The 16,767-nt window shown below is 72.5% G+C and carries 19 protein-coding genes; 11 read left to right on the top strand and 8 right to left on the bottom strand.

Features of this window, described 5'->3' with window-relative positions:
- From MBSD_RS06680 to ccoN, 6 genes are all read right to left on the bottom strand, one after another.
- Positions 1 to 1,268: heavy metal translocating P-type ATPase (locus tag MBSD_RS06680; protein WP_148667824.1), on the bottom strand; the 1,268-nt coding region annotated here is incomplete at its 3' end.
- Positions 1,265 to 1,468: a hypothetical protein gene (locus MBSD_RS15385; RefSeq protein WP_062536239.1), complete on the bottom strand. Its 204-nt coding sequence runs from the start codon at positions 1,466 to 1,468 to the stop codon at positions 1,265 to 1,267. The genes MBSD_RS15385 and MBSD_RS06680, both read right to left, overlap by 4 nt.
- Position 1,469: 1 nt before the next feature.
- The gene (ccoP, locus tag MBSD_RS06665) at positions 1,470 to 2,384 is read right to left on the bottom strand and encodes a cytochrome-c oxidase, cbb3-type subunit III (RefSeq protein WP_062536237.1); all 915 of its coding nucleotides are present in this window, start codon (positions 2,382 to 2,384) and stop codon (positions 1,470 to 1,472) included.
- Positions 2,381 to 2,560, bottom strand: a complete 180-nt coding sequence (locus MBSD_RS06660; RefSeq protein WP_062536235.1) for a cbb3-type cytochrome oxidase subunit 3 — start codon at positions 2,558 to 2,560, stop codon at positions 2,381 to 2,383. Before MBSD_RS06660 ends, ccoP begins: the two co-directional genes overlap by 4 nt.
- Positions 2,557 to 3,207 (bottom strand): cytochrome-c oxidase, cbb3-type subunit II, encoded by a 651-nt coding sequence (gene ccoO, locus MBSD_RS06655; RefSeq protein ID WP_062536233.1) that lies wholly within the window; start codon positions 3,205 to 3,207, stop codon positions 2,557 to 2,559. Before ccoO ends, MBSD_RS06660 begins: the two co-directional genes overlap by 4 nt.
- Before the next feature lie 10 nt (positions 3,208 to 3,217).
- Positions 3,218 to 4,684 carry a cytochrome-c oxidase, cbb3-type subunit I gene (ccoN, locus tag MBSD_RS06650; protein WP_062536231.1) on the bottom strand — a complete coding sequence of 489 codons (1,467 nt, stop codon included), beginning with the start codon at positions 4,682 to 4,684 and terminating at the stop codon, positions 3,218 to 3,220.
- Positions 4,685 to 4,884: 200 nt separating this feature from the next.
- Between ccoN and MBSD_RS06645 the strand changes: the two genes are divergently transcribed.
- Complete coding sequence (locus tag MBSD_RS06645; protein ID WP_062536250.1) at positions 4,885 to 5,793, top strand: cation diffusion facilitator family transporter; 909 nt, start codon at positions 4,885 to 4,887, stop codon at positions 5,791 to 5,793.
- 110 nt (positions 5,794 to 5,903) lie between these two features.
- Here MBSD_RS06645 and MBSD_RS06640 read toward each other — a convergent pair whose 3' ends face one another.
- The gene (locus tag MBSD_RS06640; RefSeq protein ID WP_114693212.1) at positions 5,904 to 6,413 is read right to left on the bottom strand and encodes a Slp family lipoprotein; all 510 of its coding nucleotides are present in this window, start codon (positions 6,411 to 6,413) and stop codon (positions 5,904 to 5,906) included.
- Here MBSD_RS06640 and MBSD_RS06635 point away from each other — a divergent pair.
- Entirely contained in the window at positions 6,412 to 6,861 is a 450-nt protein-coding gene (locus MBSD_RS06635; RefSeq protein WP_062536227.1) for a GNAT family N-acetyltransferase, read from the top strand. The two genes, MBSD_RS06640 and MBSD_RS06635, sit on opposite strands and share 2 nt — an antisense overlap.
- A gap of 91 nt (positions 6,862 to 6,952) precedes the next feature.
- On the opposite strand, the gene MBSD_RS06630 is transcribed toward MBSD_RS06635, so the two are convergent.
- Positions 6,953 to 7,801, bottom strand: coding sequence for a 23S rRNA (adenine(2030)-N(6))-methyltransferase RlmJ (locus tag MBSD_RS06630; protein ID WP_062536225.1), 849 nt, complete (start codon positions 7,799 to 7,801; stop codon positions 6,953 to 6,955).
- 135 nt (positions 7,802 to 7,936) lie between these two features.
- Between MBSD_RS06630 and MBSD_RS06625 the strand changes: the two genes are divergently transcribed.
- From MBSD_RS06625 to MBSD_RS06585, 9 genes are all read left to right on the top strand, one after another.
- The gene (locus tag MBSD_RS06625) at positions 7,937 to 8,323 is read left to right on the top strand and encodes a hypothetical protein (protein ID WP_062536223.1); all 387 of its coding nucleotides are present in this window, start codon (positions 7,937 to 7,939) and stop codon (positions 8,321 to 8,323) included.
- A gap of 112 nt (positions 8,324 to 8,435) precedes the next feature.
- A complete protein-coding gene (locus MBSD_RS06620) occupies positions 8,436 to 10,178 on the top strand; it encodes a copper resistance system multicopper oxidase (protein ID WP_062536221.1) in 1,743 nt (580 codons plus the stop codon).
- Positions 10,175 to 11,113 carry a copper resistance protein B gene (locus MBSD_RS06615; RefSeq protein ID WP_062536219.1) on the top strand — a complete coding sequence of 313 codons (939 nt, stop codon included), beginning with the start codon at positions 10,175 to 10,177 and terminating at the stop codon, positions 11,111 to 11,113. The genes MBSD_RS06620 and MBSD_RS06615 overlap by 4 nt, the downstream gene beginning before the upstream one ends.
- Before the next feature lie 68 nt (positions 11,114 to 11,181).
- On the top strand, positions 11,182 to 11,793 hold the full coding sequence (locus tag MBSD_RS06610; RefSeq protein WP_082306529.1) for a c-type cytochrome: 612 nt from the start codon (positions 11,182 to 11,184) through the stop codon (positions 11,791 to 11,793).
- A gap of 58 nt (positions 11,794 to 11,851) precedes the next feature.
- Positions 11,852 to 12,274 (top strand): heavy metal-responsive transcriptional regulator, encoded by a 423-nt coding sequence (locus MBSD_RS06605; RefSeq protein ID WP_062536217.1) that lies wholly within the window; start codon positions 11,852 to 11,854, stop codon positions 12,272 to 12,274.
- Positions 12,271 to 14,781 (top strand): heavy metal translocating P-type ATPase, encoded by a 2,511-nt coding sequence (locus MBSD_RS06600; protein WP_082306528.1) that lies wholly within the window; start codon positions 12,271 to 12,273, stop codon positions 14,779 to 14,781. Before MBSD_RS06605 ends, MBSD_RS06600 begins: the two co-directional genes overlap by 4 nt.
- A gap of 57 nt (positions 14,782 to 14,838) precedes the next feature.
- A complete protein-coding gene (locus tag MBSD_RS06595; protein ID WP_062536215.1) occupies positions 14,839 to 15,435 on the top strand; it encodes a GNAT family N-acetyltransferase in 597 nt (198 codons plus the stop codon).
- Positions 15,436 to 15,437: 2 nt separating this feature from the next.
- A complete protein-coding gene (locus MBSD_RS06590; protein WP_062536246.1) occupies positions 15,438 to 16,319 on the top strand; it encodes a carbon-nitrogen hydrolase family protein in 882 nt (293 codons plus the stop codon).
- Positions 16,320 to 16,439: 120 nt separating this feature from the next.
- Entirely contained in the window at positions 16,440 to 16,754 is a 315-nt protein-coding gene (locus tag MBSD_RS06585) for a YciI family protein (RefSeq protein WP_062536213.1), read from the top strand.
- Positions 16,755 to 16,767: the final 13 nt, after the last annotated feature.

Raw genomic sequence — 16,767 nt, 5'->3', positions numbered from 1 at the left:
GCGCGCGCGGTCAGGGCGACGATGCCGGCCAGCACGGTGTCGGCGCCGACGCGCTCGACGACGACGCGCGCCGGGCCTTCGACCACCACGCTGCCGGCGACCAGCGCGTCGCCGCGGCGCTTCGCCACCGGTTCGGATTCGCCGGTCAGCAGCGCCTCGTCGACGCGGCAGGCATCGCCCTCCAACACGCCGTCGGCGGGCACGGCGGCGCCTTCGGCGACGTGCACGCGGTCGCCGGGCAGGAGCTCGATCGCGCCGACGCGCTCCAGCGCGCCGTCGGCGCGCACGCGGTCGGCGCAGGCCGGAGCCAGCCGCGCCAGCGCGTCGGTGACGTCGCCGGCGCGGTGACGCGTGCGCATCTCGAGATAGCGCCCGGTCAGCAGGAAGAACACGAACATGCCGACCGAGTCGAAGTACACCTCGGCGCCGCCGCGCAGCGCCTCGACCAGGCTGGCGGCGTAGATCAGCGCGATCGCCAGCGCCACCGGCACGTCCATGCCGAGGCGGCGCGCGCGCAGCGTGCGCCAGGCGCCGGCGAAGAACGGCCGCGCCGCGTACAGCACCACCGGCGTCGCCACCAGGAAGCCGAGCCAGCGGAAGAAGTCGCGGGTGACCGCGTCCATGCCGTCGAACGCGCCGATGTACAGTGCGACCGCGTACATCATCGCCTGCATCGCGCCGAGGCCGGCGACCAGCAGGCGCTTCTGCGCGTCGTGCGACTCCTCGCGGCGCGCGTCGTCCAGCGCCTGCGCGTCCAGCGGGCGCGCGCCGTAGCCGGCGCGGGTCAGCGTGTCGAGCAGGGCGGGCAGCGGCGTGCGTGCGGCGTCCCATTCGATGCGCGCGCGCCGCGCGGCGGCGTTGACCTGCACCGCCGCCACGCCCGGCAGCGCGCCCAGCGCGCGTTCGATCAGCCACACGCAGGCGCTGCAGCGCATGCCGTCGACCAGCACGCAGACCTCGCTGCGGCCGTCCTCGCGCGTGCGCACCACGTGGCGCGCCAGCTCGGGACGCGCCCACGGCGACGGCGCGGCGGACGGTGCCGCGGCGCGCGCGGCCGGCTGCTCGCGCAGCCGGTAGTAGGCGGCGAGGCCGAGGCGGTCGATCCACTCGGCGGCGGCGCTGCAGCCGGGGCAGCAGAACGCGCGGCGCGCGCCGGCGATCTCGGCGTGGCGCGTGCTCGCGGGGTCCAGCCTCTCGCCGCAGTGCCAGCAGGCGTCGGCCGGCGCCGCCGCGTGCGACCGGGCCGGGGCGACCGCCGCCGCGTTCATGGCGCGGCCTGCGACGCGGGCGGCGGCGTGCGCGCGACCGGCACCTTCAGCACCTGCGCGCCCTCGACCGGCAACGGCTCGTCGGCATAGCGTCCGGCGATCACGATCGTCGCGACGCAGGCGGCCAGCGTCAGCAGCGTGATCGCCGCCGCGAACCACAGCAGCGGCGCGCGGTACCAGGGCAGCGGCGCGGCGGACATCTCACCGGCCCGCGGCCGGCGCGCGGTGCGCGTTGGCGTAGACCCAGGCGGCGACCGTGCGCGCCTCGTCCTCGCCGAGGCGCGCGCGCCACGCCGGCATCTGGCCGCCGCGTCCGTGGCGGATGGTCTCTTCGACGGTGGCGAGGTCGCCGCCGTACAGCCAGACGCGGTCGGTCAGGTTGGGCGCGCCGATCGCCTGGTTGCCCTTGCCGTCGGCGCCGTGGCAGGCGGCGCAGACGGTGGCGAAGATCGGCTTGGCCGCCTCCGCCTTGGCCGCGTCGTGCGGCGCGCCGGACAGGCTGAGCACGTAGTTGGCGAGATTGGCCACGCCGGCCTCGCCGAACGCCTCGCCGAACGGCGGCATGGTGCCGCGGCGGCCGTCGAGGATGCTGGCGAGGATGGTCTTGCCGTCGCCGCCGTACAGCCAGTCGGCGTCGCTCAGGTCGGGCGCGCCGAGCAGCGGATTGCCGTGCGCCTCGCGGCCGTGGCAGGCGGCGCAGTTGTCCTGGAACAGGCGTCCGCCGAGCTGCACCGCGTCGGGGTCGTCGGCGAGCTGCTCCACCGAGTACAGCCGGAAGCGCTGCATCAGCTCGGCGAGCTGCGCTTGGTTCGTGGCGACGTCGCGCGCCAGTTCGCCGTGCGCGGTCCAGCCGAGCATGCCCTTGTAGCGGCCGAAGCCGGGATACAGCACCAGATAGGTGATGCCGACGGCGAACATGCCGGCGGACAGCAGGAACCACCAGCGCGGCAGCTTGCGCACGCCCTCGCGCAGCACGCCGTGCGCCCACACGTGGCCGGTGGTGCCGTCGGGCAGGGTGGGGATGCGCACGCGCGTGCCCCACAGGAACAGGAACAGCGTGATGCCCAGGTTGAGCACCACCAGGAACATGATCCATGCCGACCAGTAGATGCTCATGGCCGATCATCCTTCTCGATGTCGCGGTGCGCGGCGTCGCCTTCCAGCGGCAGGCGCGCCAGGCGGTCGAAGGTGGCTTTGTGGCGCGCGCTCCACGCCCAGACCCAGATGCCGAGGAAGGTCAGCATCAGGACCACGGTGATCGCGCCCTCGAGGTGGCCCCACAGCGGACTCACGGCGCACCCGCCTTCGCCGTCGCCGGCGCGTGCGGCTCGTTGTCGACGCCGAGGCCCTGCAGGTAGGCGATCAGCGCGTCCATCGCGGTCTTGCCCTCGAGCGCCTTGGGCGCGGCGGCGATGTCGGCGTCGCTGTACGGATCGCCGAGCTTGCGCAGCGTGCGCATGCGCGCCTGGATGTCGGCGGCGTCGATGGTCTGCGTGGCCAGCCAGGGGAACGCCGGCATGTTGGAGTCGGGCACCACCGCGCGCGGGTCCATCAGGTGCGCGCGCTGCCAGGCATCCGAGTACTTGCCGCCGATGCGCGCCAGGTCCGGCCCGGTGCGCTTGCTGCCCCACTGGAACGGACGGTCGTAGACCGATTCGCTGGCCACCGAGTAGTGGCCGTAGCGCTGCGTCTCGAAGCGCAGCGCGCGGATCATCTGCGAATGGCAGAGGTAGCAGCCTTCGCTGACGTAGATGTCCCTGCCGGCGAGGCGCAGCGCGTCGTACGGGCGGACGCCCTCGGCCGGCTGCACCTTGTGCGCTTCCATGAACAGCGGCGTGATCTCGGCCAGGCCGCCGATCGACACCATGATCGCGGTGAGGATGCCGAGCTTGCCGGCGTGCTTCTCGATCGCTTCGAAGTACTTGTATCCACCAGCCATGACGCGCTCCTCAACCGGCCGCCGGCAGCGGCGCCGGCACCTGGTGCGGCACCGGCTCGGGGATCGGCACCGGGATCGGCGTGATCAGCCGCTTGCGCGCGTGCGCCGCGGTGTGCCACAGGTTCCAGGCCATCACCACCATGCCGGACACCACCAGCACGCCGCCGAGCATGCGCGCGACGTACAGCGGATGCACCGCGCGCAGGCTGTCGAGGAAGCTGTAGGCCAGCGCGCCGTCCGGCCGGGTGGCGCGCCACATCACGCCCTCGGTGATGCCGGCGGCCCACATCGAGATCACGTACAGCAGCAGGCCGCAGGTGTGCAGCCAGAAGTGCAGCTCCATCGCCCGCGTCGAGTGCATCGCCGGGCGGCCCAGCGCGCGCGGCGCCATCGCGTACAGCGAGCCGATGGTGATCATCGCCACCCAGCCGATCGAGCCGGAGTGCACGTGGGCGATGGTCCAGTCGGTGTAGTGCGAGAGCGAGTTGACGGTCTTGATCGCCATCATCGAGCCCTCGAAGGTCGACGCGGCGTAGAACACCAGCGCCAGCACCATGAACTTGGCCGCCGGGTCGGCCCTCAGCTTGTGCCAGGCGCCGCTGAAGGTGAGCAGGCCGTTGGCCGCCGAGCCCCAGCTCGGCATCAGCAGCACCAGCGAGAACGCCATGCCCACCGACTGCACCCAGTCCGGCAGCGCGGTGTACATCAGGTGGTGCGAGCCCGCCCACATGTACACCGAGATCAGCGCCCAGAAATTGACGATCGAGAAGCGGTAGCTCCACAGCGGCTGCTGCGCCTGCCGCGGCACGAAGTAGTACATCATGCCGAGGAAGCCGGCGGTGAGGAAAAACGCCACCGCGTTGTGGCCGTACCACCACTGCACCATCGCGTCGACCACGCCCGAGTAGATCGGGTAGGACTTCGTCAGCGACACCGGCACCGCCAGGTTGTTGACGATGTGCAGCAGGCCGACGGCGATGATGAATGCGCCGTAGTACCAGTTGGCGACGTAGATGTGCTGGATGCGCCGCCGCGCCAGCGTGGCGAAGAACACCGTGCCGAACGCCACCCAGACGACGGCGATCAGGATGTCGATGAACCATTCCGGCTCGGCGTATTCCTTGCTCTGGGTGATGCCGAACGGCATCGTCGCCATGGCCAGCACGCAGATCAGCTGCCAGCCCCAGAACGTGGCCAGCGCCAGGCGGTTGAACGCCAGCCGGGTGTGGCCGGTGCGCTGCACCACGTAGTAGCAGGTGCCCATCAGCGCGGAGCCGCCGAAGGCGAAGATCACGCCGAAGGTGTGGTCCGGGCGGATGTGGCTGAAGGTCAGCCAGGGGACGCCGAAGTTCAGCGCCGGCCAGGCCAGCTGCGCGGCCGCGAACACGCCGATGGACATGCCGATGATGCCCCAGACGGCGGCAGCGAGCAGGAACAGGCGCACGACCCGGTCGTTGTAGGTCTCGGTGGGATGCATGGGAAGGTCCGCAACGCCGGGCGACGCATGATGGCGGCGCCGCCGGGCGTACTGATTGACGTCCGTCAATGATGCGCCGGAACGGCGCCGCGGGCGGTGCGGCAATTGGTCGCGCGGGCCTGATCTCGGGCAATCCGCCGCGGTCGCCCGAACCGGCGGCGCTGCTAGACTGCGCGCCCTCCGCAACCGCGATGCCGACGATGTCCGCTCCCGCCAACTCGCTGAAGGCGATCTTCTTCGCGCTGGGCGCCAATTTCGCCATCTTCCTGGCCAAGCTGGCCGCGGCGCTGCTGACCGGCTCCGGCGCGATGCTGGCCGAGGCGGTGCATTCGTTGGCCGACTGCGGCAACCAGGGCCTGCTGCTGCTGGGCCTGCGCCAGGCGAAGCGTCCGCCGTCGCCCGACTATCCGCTGGGCTGGGGCAAGTCGCTGTACTTCTGGTCGTTCCTGGTGGCGCTGATGCTGTTCAGCGTCGGCGGCATGTTTTCGATCTACGAAGGTCTGCACAAGCTCGCCGCCCCCGAGCCGGTGAAGTGGCCGTGGCTGGCGGTGGGCGTGCTCGCCTTCGGCGTGGTCGCCGAAGGCTTCTCGATGTGGGGCGCGCTCCGGGAGATCGACAAGACGCGCGACGGCGCCAGCCTGTGGCGCTGGTTCCGCGACAGCCGCGCCAGCGAGCTGATCGTGGTGTTCGGCGAGGACCTGGCCGCGCTGCTCGGCCTGACCCTCGCGCTGGCGGCGGTGCTGCTGGCCGTCGCCACCGGCGATCCGGTGTACGACGCGCTGGGCACGCTGGCGATCGGCGTGCTGCTGGTGGTGATCGCGGTGTTCGTCGCGGTCGAGATCAAGGCGCTGCTGATCGGTCAGAGCGTCGAGCCGGCGCGCAAGGCCGAGATCCTGGCCTTCCTCGAGGCGCGCGCGGAAGTGCGCCGCGTGTTCAACCTGATCACGCTGCAGCTCGGCCCGGACGTGATGCTGGCGGTGAAGGCGGAGATCGCACCCGAGCACGCCGCGCGCGGCATCGTCGAGGCGATCAACGCGGTCGAGCGCGACCTCAAGGCGCGCTTCCCCGAGGTGCGCTGGAGCTTCTTCGAGCCCGACGTCGCCGACTGAGCGCCGGCGCAAAAGAAATTTCTTGGGCGCGGATTCGCGCGGATCGACACGGATGGAGAAATTTCTTATCCGCGTTCATCCGCGCCAAAAGTCTTTCGCCAAGGCCCGCCTCAGCGCCAGCCCTTGATCACGCCGATGCCGATGCCGAAGTGCACGTCCGGCTTGCGGCTCTGCAGCTCTTCCGGCGTCCACACGTGCGACTGGCCGACCTGCACCAGCGGGAACACGTAGTCGTGGTCGCCGACCTTGCCGGCGCGCGTGCCATTCAGGCGCCCGACCAGGGTCATGAAATGGCCCTCGGGATAGTCGTAGCGTTCGACGTAGCCCGGCATCACCACGAGGAAGCGGCCGCCCGCCGGCTGCGCGCCCAGGGGGCGCTGCGAGCGGTCCAGCGGATAGGCCAGCACCTCGATCTCGCTGTGGTCGGGATAGTTGTCGACCTTGATGATGCGGCCGCCCCACAGCACCTCGGCGTTGCTGTAACGTTCGGGCGTTTCCGCGACCTGCTGCGGCGGCACGGTGAGGGTGGTGGGCGCAACCTTGTAGATCGGCGCGGGGGCGCAGGCGGCCAGGGCCAGCAGGGCGGCCGGCGCCAGCAGGCGCAGCGGAGCACGGAACATGGCGTACGAACGCATGGTGGACGGTCTCCTGGTGTCGGACGATCCGGCGCGGCTGGACCGCGAGCTTATCTTCCGCTTCCTCAGCGAAGAATCCTACTGGGTGCCCGGCATCCGCCGGGAACACGTCGAACGGGCGATCCGGCACTCGCTGTGTTTCGGCGCCTATCGCGACGGCGCGCAGCTCGCCTTCGCCCGCTGCGTCACCGACCGCGCCGGCTTCGCCTACCTCGCCGACGTGTTCGTGGTGCCGGCGGCGCGCGCACAGGGCATCTCGAAGACGCTGATGGGCGCCATCCTGTCGCACCCCGATCTCGCCGTCATCCGCCGCTTCATCCTGGCCACGCGCGATGCGCACGGGTTGTACGCGCAGTTCGGCTTCGCGCCGCTGGCGCATCCCGAGCGTTTCATGGAGCGCTACGATCCGGACGCGCTGTCGCGTCGGCCTTGAGGGAGCGGCGCTCGGCGCCGCGCGGACGGCCGGCGCTGCCGCCGGAATGCCGCGACGTTGGACGAATGGCGGAAGCCTGGCGGCTTCCGCCCTACGGTCGTTCGCCGGCGAGGCGCGTCAGGCGTTGTCGGCCCGGTCCGTCCCGGCCGAGCAGGCGCGCCAGCACGGGCAGGATCGCCGCGAGTTCGCGCTCGAACCGCCAGGGCGTGTTGACGATCGCCATGCCGCAGCCGTTCAGGCGCAGCGGCGTGTTGTCCGCATGCACCAGCAGTTCGGCGACCCATACGTTCTTCATGCCGCTCGCCGCCAGCCAGCGGTGGAAAGGCAGCACGTGGCGGTGCAGCTTGATCGGATACCACACCGCGTAGACGCCGTTCGGCCAGCGCTTCCAGGCGTCGGCCAGCGCGGCTTCGATCGCGCGGAATTCGTCCTCCTGCGCCTCGAACGGCGGATCGATCAGCACCAGTCCGCGCTTCTCCGCCGGCGGCAGCAGCGCCTTCAGCGCGGCGTAACCGTCGCGCTGGTGCACGTGCACGCGCTTGTCGTCGCGGAACAGCGCGCGCAGGGCGGCCGTTTCCTCCGGATGCAACTCGCACAGCACCGCGCGGTCCTGCGCGCGCAGCGCGCGCGCCGCCAGCAGCGGCGAACCCGGATAGACATCCAGCGCGTCGTCCGCGTTCAGCGCGCGCACGTGATCGAGATAGCGCTGCAGCAGCGGCGGCAGATCGCGCGCGGCAGCGAGCCGCAGCACGCCGGCCGCGGCCTCGCCGGTCTTGCGCGCCTGCTCGCCGCCCAGCAGGTAGCGGCCGCTGCCGGCGTGGGTGTCGAGGCAGCAGAACGGCGTCGGCTTCGCCCGCAGCGCCTCGATCAGGCCGAGCAGCACGGCATGCTTGAGCACGTCGGCGAAGTTGCCGGCATGGAAGGCGTGGCGGTAGTTCATGTGCGGCGAGGGACGGCGAAGGCGCGATTGTAATGCCGCCGCACGCGCCGATGCCTTCCTGCACGAGCGAAAGCTTGCGGGCTGGAGCCGGCTCCAGCGTTGAGCGGCACGCGGGCGGCCGCTAAGCTGGCGCGCATGACCGTCCTTGGCCGCCGCCGTCGGCTGTTCCTGCTGGCGCTGTTCGCCCTGCTGCTGCAGGCGTTCGCGCCGGTGTGGGCCGCCGCCGCGGTGCACACCGTGCTGCCGGCACAGCCGGCGCAGAGCGATGCGCCGACCGGCGCGGGCGGCGGTTGCGACGGCCATCATTTGCACGGCGCACGACACGCCCACGGCTGCTGCGATCGCGGCGGCGGCTGCCTGTCCCTGGCCGGCTGCAGTTGCGCCGCGCCTTGCGCCGCCATCGCGGTGACGGCCGCGTCGGCGATCGCGGCGCCATCGCCGGCGGATGCGTCGTTCTCGCCGGTTCCGTTCGTCCTCGCCCAGGCCCACGCCGCGCCGCCGCTGCGACCGCCGCTCGCCTGAGCGCGGCCGCGCACGCGGTCATGCCCGATCCGCCCGCATCCGCCCCGACGGCGGACTTCCGGCGCTTCCCCTGCGGCGGCCCGCCGCCAGCGTTCAGGATTCGAGTCGCGTCATGAGCTTCCGTTCCCGCATTTCCCATCCCCGCGTCGATCGCGCGCGCCGCCGTTTCGTGCAGGGCCTGGCGCTCGGCGGCGTCGCCGCCGGCCTGGCCGGCTGGCGCCTGCCGGCCTGGGCCGCGGCGCCGCGCCGCGAACTCGCCGGCACCGAGTTCGATCTCGAGGTCGGTGCGCTGCCGGTCGATTTCACCGGCCGCGCCCGCACCGCCACCGTGATCAACGGCCAGCTGCCGGCGCCGCTGCTGCGCTGGCGCGAGGGCGACACCGTCACCCTGCGCGTGCGCAACACATTGCCGACCACCAGCTCCATCCACTGGCACGGCATCATCCTGCCCGCCGACATGGATGGCGTGCCCGGCATCAGCTTCATGGGTATCGCGCCCGGCGAAACCTTCACCTACCGCTTCACGGTGAACCAGGCCGGCACCTACTGGTACCACAGCCATTCGCGCTTCCAGGAGCAGACCGGACTGTACGGTCCGATCGTCGTGGCGCCGCGCGGCGGCGAGCGTTTTCCGGCCGAGCGCGACTACGTGGTGCTGCTGTCCGACTGGACCGACACCGATCCCGAACGCATCTACGCCACGCTGAAGAAGCAGAGCGACTACTACAACTTCGGCAAGCCCACCGCCGGCGATTTCCTGCGCGATGCGCGCGCCGAGGGCCTGCGCGCGGCGCTGCACGAGCGGCGCATGTGGAACCGGATGCGCATGGACCCGAGCGATCTCGCCGACGTCTCCGGCCACGCCTACACCTACCTGATGAACGGCTGCGCGCCGGCCGGCAACTGGACCGCGCCGTTCCGCCGCGGCGAAAAGGTGCGCCTGCGCTTCATCAACGGTTCGTCGATGACGTTCTTCGACGTGCGCATCCCCGGCCTGAAGATGACCGTGGTGGCGAGCGACGGCCAGGATGTCGAGCCGGTCAGCGTCGACGAGTTCCGCCTCGGCATCGCCGAGACGCTGGACGTGATCGTGCAACCCGACGACGACCGCGCCTACACCGTGTTCGCGCAGGCGATGGACCGTTCCGGCTACGCGCGCGGCACGCTGGCGCCGCGCGAGGGCATGGCGGCGCCGGTGCCGCCGCTCGATCCGCGCCCGCGGCTCGCCATGCTCGACATGATGGGCGACATGGGCGGCATGCAGCACGCGATGCCGGGCACGCCCGGCATGAAAGGCATGGAGGGCGGCTGCGGCGCGATGGCCGGCATGGCCCACGACGCCGCGCCGGGTACGTTGACGACGGGCCCGGCCGTCGACATGCGCGTCGCGTCGCCGCGCCGCAACCTCGACGACCCCGGCGTCGGCCTGCGCGACAACGGCCGCCGCGTGCTGACCTACGCCGACCTGCACACGCTGGGCGGGCCGATCGACGCGCGCGATCCGACGCGCGAGATCACCCTGCGCCTGACCGGCCACATGGAGCGCTACGTGTGGTCGTTCGACGGCCGCAAGGCTTCCGAGGCCCCGCCGCTGCGCTTCGACTACGGCGAACGCCTGCGTCTCGTGCTGATCAACGACACCATGATGACCCACCCGCTGCACCTGCACGGCATGTGGAGCGAGCTGGAATCGGCGGACGGCGGCTTCCAGGTGCGCAAACACACCTACACCGTGCAGCCGGCGCAGCAGGTCGCCTGCCGCGTCAGCGCCGACGCGCTGGGCCGCTGGGCCTTCCACTGCCACCTGCTCTACCACATGGAGGCGGGCATGTTCCGCGAGGTGGTGGTGGCATGAGCGCGCATCGCTTGCAGCGCATCCGCGTCGCGTGGCGGGCCGGCCTCGCCGTCGCCGCGCTCGCCGTGCCGTTCGCCGGTCCGGCGCGCGCGCAGGAAGCCGATCCGCACGCGGCGCATCGGCGGCACGCGCAACACGCGCAGCACCAGCAACAAGAGCAGCACGAACGGCACGCACAGCAGCCCGCTTCGGCCTGGACGCGGCAGGCCGGCGCCGACGCGCCGCACCACGTCGCGCCGCCGCCACCCACCCAGCCACTGCCGGACGTCCCGCATGCCGAGATGAGCAAGGCGATGGAGATGCACGACGACGCCGTGCTGGCGATGTTGCGCCTCGACCGCCTCGAGCACTTCGACGGCGACGCCTCCGGCACCGCGTGGGACGCGCAAGGCTGGATCGGCGGCGACTTCGACAAGCTGTGGTTCAAGACCGAAGGCGAGCGCGCCGGCGGCCGCACCGAGGACGCGCGCGCCGAACTGCTGTGGGATCACGCCTTCGCGACCTGGTGGAACCGGCAGCTCGGCCTGCGCCGCGACTTCGGCGCAGGCCCCGGCCGCAATTGGGTCGCGTTCGGCGTCGCCGGCCTCGCGCCGTACTGGTTCGAGCTGCAGGCGACGGCCTACGTCGGCGAGCAGGGCCGCACCGCGCTGCGTTTCGAGGCGGACTACGAACTGCTGATCACCCAGCGCCTGATCCTGCAGCCGCGCCTGGAAGCGAACGCCTACGGCAAGGCGGATCCGCGGCGCGGCATCGGCGCCGGCCTGTCGGACGCCGAGGCCGGCCTGCGCCTGCGCTACGAGATCCGCCGCGAGTTCGCGCCGTATCTCGGCGTCGAGTGGGTGCGCCGGTTCGGCGCCAGCGCCGGCCTCGCGCGCGATCGCGGCGAACCGGCGATGGATCGTCGCTGGGTGGCGGGCGTGCGCGTCTGGTTCTGAGCGCGGCCGTGGAGTAGGGTGTTGCGCCCGAGACGGATCCCGTGCGGACGCAACGACGGAGGCGCGTCATGAAGCTGCTGCTGAAAGTGCTGATCGCGCTGCTGGCGCTGGTGATCGCCGGCGGCGCCTACGTGTGGTCGGGGGCCTACGACATCGGCGCGGATGCGCCGCACTGGCGGCTCACCGCGCGCGTGCTCGACGCGCTTCGCGAGCGCTCGATCGAGCGCCGCGCCGAGGACGTGCAGGTGCCGTCCGACCTGGACGACCCGAAGCTGCTCGCCGAGGGCGCCGAGCACTACGACGCCATGTGCACCGGCTGTCACCTCGCGCCCGGCATGGACGAGACCGAGATCCGCGCCGGCCTGTACCCCAAGCCGCCCAAGCTCGCCGAGGGCAGCATGGGCGATCCGCGCGAAGCGTTCTGGGCGATCAAGCACGGCATCAAGCTGACCGCGATGCCGGCCTGGGGCCAGACCCACGACGACGCCAAGATCTGGGCGATCGTCGCCTTCCTGCGCAAGCTGCCGACCTTGACGCCCGAGCAGTATCGCCAGCTCACCGGCAGCGCGGGCGAAGGCGGCGAAGACGACGAACACGAACGGCACGATGACCACGACGGGGACGCAGCGCCCGCGCCGGCCGCGAGCGCCGGGCCGGCACCGGCGGACGGCGCGCCCTGAGACGGGGACGGCGGCGGGTCTTGACTCTGGATCATGGTCCAGGGTTTAGGCTGGTCGCATGAACACGCATCCGTCCCACCTCACCATCGGTGCCGTCGCCAAACGCGCCGGCGTCGGCATCGACACCATCCGCTACTACGAGCGCGAGGGCCTGTTGCCGGCGCCGCGCCGGCGCGCCTCCGGCTACCGCGACTACGACGCGGACACGGTAGAGCGCCTGCGCTTCATCCGTCGCGCCAAGGAACTCGGCTTCAGCCTCGACGAAATCCGCGAGCTGCTGGCGCTGTCCGCCGACCGCGAACGCGGCGTGCGCGGCGTCAAGCAGCGCGCCGAGGCGCGCCTCGGCGAGGTCGAGCGCCGCATCCGCGAGCTGCAACGCGTACGCCGCGGCCTGAAGCTCTTGATCGATGCCTGTCCCGGCCACGGCGCGCTCGAGCATTGCCCGATCCTGCGCGCGCTGGGCGAGGAGCGCGATGCATGAACACGCCCCGTCATCGCCACGCGCCTCACGGCCATGGCGAAACCATGCACGGCGGCTGCCGCGGCGACCACGCCGCACCCAAGGCGGGCGACTGCTGCGCTACGTCGGCGTCGGCGCACGACCACGCGCACGGCGGCCCGCACGGTGCGTCGGGCGAGCATGCGCACGGCCACGCGCATGGCGTCGACGATCGTCGACACGGCGATGGCGACCATCGCGCGATCGACCCGGTCTGCGGCATGCGCGTCGATCCGCACACGGCGCAGCATCGCGCCGAGCACGCCGGCCGCACGTACTACTTCTGCGCGGCGCGCTGCCGCGAGAAGTTCCTCGCCGAGCCGGCGCGCTATCTCGGCGGCGCGACGGCCGAAGCCGCGCCGCCGCCGGCCGGCACGATTTACACCTGCCCGATGCACCCGGAGGTGCAGCAGGTCGGCCCCGGCCATTGCCCGAAGTGCGGCATGGCGCTGGAGCCGATGCTGCCGAGCGCGGAGGCGGAGGACGACGGCGAGTTGCGCGCGCTGGCGCGGCGCTTCTGGAGCTGCGCCGCGCTGACCCTGCCGGTGCTGGCGGCGGCGATGGGGCCGCACCTGTTCGGCGTGCACCTGTCGGCACCCTGGGACCGCTTCGCCGCATGGCTGGAGGCGCTGCCGGGCAGCGTGGTCGTGCTGTGGGGCGGCGCGGCGTTCTTCGTGCGCGGCTGGAAGTCGCTGAAGCCCTGGTCGCCCAACATGTACACGCTGATCGCGCTCGGCACCGGCGTGGCCTGGCTGTACAGCGTGATCGCGTTCGCCGCGCCGGGCGTGTTTCCGCCGGCGTTCCGCGACGCGCACGGCGCGGTCGCGGTGTACTTCGAGGCGGCGGCGGTGATCGTCACCCTGGTGCTGCTGGGCGACTTCCTCGAACTGCGCGCGCGTCGCCGCACCGGCGCGGCGCTGAAAGCCTTGCTGGGGCTGGCGCCGAAGACCGCGCGCCGCATCGACGCCGACGGCAGCGAGCACGACATGCCGGTGGCCGAGGTGCGCGTCGGCGACGTGCTGCGCGTGCGCCCCGGCGAGAAGGTGCCGACCGACGGCGTGGTGCTGGAAGGCGCGAGCCACGTCGACGAATCGATGCTGACCGGCGAGCCGATGCCGGTGGCCAAGGCGGCCGGCGACAAGCTGGCCGGCGGCACCGTCAACCAGGACGGCGCGCTGACCATGCGCGCGGAGAAGGTCGGCGGCGAGACGCTGCTGGCGCAGATCGTCGCGCTGGTGGCGCAGGCGCAGCGCTCGAAGGCGCCGCTGCAGCGCGTCGCCGACCGCGTCGCCGCCTGGTTCGTGCCGGCGGTGGTCGTCGTGGCGGCGCTGGCCTTCGCCGCCTGGGCGGCGTTCGGTCCCGATCCGAAGCTGGCGCACGCGCTGATCGCCGCGGTGTCGGTGCTGATCATCGCCTGTCCGTGCGCGCTCGGCCTGGCCACGCCGATCTCGATCATGGTCGCCAGCGGCCGCGGCGCGCAGGCCGGCGTGCTGTTCCGCGACGCCGCCGCGATCGAGGCGCTGCGCGAGGTCGACACGCTGGTGGTGGACAAGACCGGCACGCTGACCGAGGGCAAGCCGGCCTTGCGCGCGGTGCATGCGCGCGCCGGCTTCGAGGAGGCGCGCGCGCTGGCGCTGGCCGCGGCGCTGGAACGGCCCAGCGAACATCCGCTGGCGCGCGCGATCGTCGCCGGCGCCGCGGAGCGCGGCGTCGCCGTTCCCAAGGCCGAGGACTTCCTGTCGCTCGCCGGCCGCGGCGTGCGCGGCCGCGTCGACGGCCGCGCGGTCGCGCTGGGCAACGCGAAGCTGATGGACGAGCTGCACGTGACCTTCGACGCCGCCGCGCGCGAGCGCGCCGACGCGCTGCGCGGCGAGGGCGCGACGGTGATGTTTCTCGCCGTCGACGGCGCGCCGGCCGCGCTGCTCGCCGTCGCCGACCGCATCAAGCCGAGCACGCCGGAGGCGATCCGCCGCCTGCACGAAGCCGGCCTGCGCATCGTCATGTTGACCGGCGACAACGCCGCCACCGCGCGGGCGGTGGCGCGCGCGCTCGGCATCGACGAGGTGCGCGCCGACGTCTCGCCGGCGGACAAGGCCGCGGTGGTCGAGGCGCTGAAGCGCGAGGGCCGCCGCGTGGCGATGGCGGGCGACGGCGTCAACGACGCGCCGGCGCTGGCCGCCGCCGACGTCGGCATCGCCATGGGCAGCGGCACCGACGTCGCCATGGAGAGCGCGCAGGTGACCTTGGTCAAGGGCGAGCTGACCGCGATCCTGCGCGCCCGCGCGCTGTCGCGGGCCACCGTGCGCAACATCCGCCAGAACCTGTTCTTCGCCTTCGTCTACAACGCCGTCGGCGTGCCGTTGGCGGCGGGCGTGCTGTATCCGCTGTCCGGCCTGCTGCTGTCGCCGATGATCGCGGCGGCGGCGATGAGCCTGTCGTCGGTGTCGGTGGTGACGAACGCGCTGCGCCTGCGGCGGGTGTCGCTCTGAGGCAGCGGCCGGCGCCGCCGCGTGCAAATCGCGGCGCCGCTGGGCTATCGTGGGGCGATGGAGATCCGCACCTTCGCCGGCGCCGCGGTGGCGCCGCATCTGGACGCCGTCGCCGCGCTGCGCATCGCGGTGTTCCGCGACTGGCCCTACCTGTACGACGGCGACGCCGCCTACGAGGCGACCTACCTCGCCACCTACGCGCGCTCGCCGCGCAGCCTGTTCGTGCTCGCCTTCGACGGCGCGCGCGTGGTCGGCGCCTCCACCGGCATCCCGCTGGCCGACGAGACCGAGGCGTTCCAGCGGCCGTTCCGCGCGCGCGGCATCCCGCTCGGCGACGTGTTCTATTTCGGCGAGTCGGTGCTGTTGCCGGCCTACCGCGGGCGCGGCATCGGCCACGCCTTCTTCGATGCGCGCGAGGACTGGGCGCGCAAGCTGGGCGGTTTCGCGCTGACCGCGTTCTGCGCGGTGGAGCGCGCCGCCGCCGATCCGCGCCGCCCGGCGGGCTATCGCCCCAACGACGCCTTCTGGAACAAGCGCGGCTACGTGCGCCAGGACGACATGTTCTGCGAGCTCGAGTGGAAGGAAGTCGGCGCCGAGGCGCCGGTGCCGCATCGCCTGCGCTTCTGGCTGCGCCCGCTGGAGGGCGCCGCATGACCGTGAGGATCGCCCTCGCGCAGTGGCCGATCGGCGCGCCGGCATCGTTCGAGGTGTTTGCCGAACGCATCCGCCGCGAAGTGGGCGGCGTCGCCGCGCAGGGCGCGCGCATCGTCGTGCTGCCGGAGTACCTCGCGCTGGAGCTGGCCTATGCGTTCGGCCCGGAGGTGTGCGCCGACTTCGCCGCCTCGCTGGCCGCGGTCGACGGCCTGCGCGAGGCCTGGCGCACGCTGTTCGCCGAGCTCGCCCGGCGACATCGCATCCACCTACTCGCCGGCACCTTCCTGGAACGCGCCGACGGCGGCCGCTACCGCAACCGCGCCTGGCTGTTCGCGCCGGACGGCGCCGCAGGTTTCCAGGACAAGCTCACCCTGACCGGTTTCGAGAAGCAGGCCGGCATCATCGAGCCGGGCGACGCGCTGCGCGTGTTCGAAACCGGGTTCGGCCGCATCGGCATCGCGGTCTGCTACGACAGCGAATTCCCGCACTACGCGCGTGCGCAGGCCGAGGCCGGCATGCGCCTGCTGCTGGTGCCGAGCTGCACCGACACCGAGGCCGGCGCCACGCGCGTGCGCGTCGGCTGCATGGCGCGCGCGCTGGAGAACCAGATCTACGTCGCGCAGTCGGTCACCGCCGGCGTGGTGGCGTGGAGCCCGGCGCTGGACGTCAACACCGGCCGCGCGGCGGTGTACGCACCCGCCGACCGCGGCCTGCCGGACCGCGGCATCGTCGCCGAGGCGGCGCCGGGCGTGACCTGGCTGCTGGCCGATCTCGACTTCGCCCCGCTCGATGCCGTGCGCGCGATCGGCCAGGTCGCCGGCGCCGCCGACTGGGACGCGCAGCAGCGGCCCGGCGTGCTGCGCGCGGCGGTGACGCGCCTCTAGCGCGCGAAGGGCGCCCGTCGCCTCGCGCGCGCATGCCTTCCGGCCCTCCCGGCGCCGGCCTTCGCCGCCCTACGATGCCGCACGCGGCGACGGCGCCGCATCGTGGTCACGGGAGCGGGCATGAAGACGTTCTTCTGCAGGCTGTTGCCGCCGCGGGCGAGCTTTCCCGCGGACATCACGCCGGAGGAGATGCTGCTGATGCAGCAGCACGCGCAGTACTGGCGCGGCTGGATGGAGCACGGCCGCGTGGTCGCTTTCGGGCCGGTGGCCGATCCGCGCGGCAGCTACGGCATCGGCATACTCGAGGTGGAGGACGACGCCGAGCTGCAGCGTTTCATCGCCAACGACCCCGTCATCCTCGCCGGCCGCGGCTTTTCCTACGAGGCGCATCCGATGCCGCGCGGCGCCGTGCACCGGCCGTTCGCGACGGCCTGACCGCTGCGCGCGC

Source organism: Mizugakiibacter sediminis, from assembly GCF_000953855.2.
Taxonomy (GTDB): domain Bacteria; phylum Pseudomonadota; class Gammaproteobacteria; order Xanthomonadales; family Rhodanobacteraceae; genus Mizugakiibacter; species Mizugakiibacter sediminis.
This window is presented reverse-complemented; position numbering and strand designations above follow the sequence as displayed.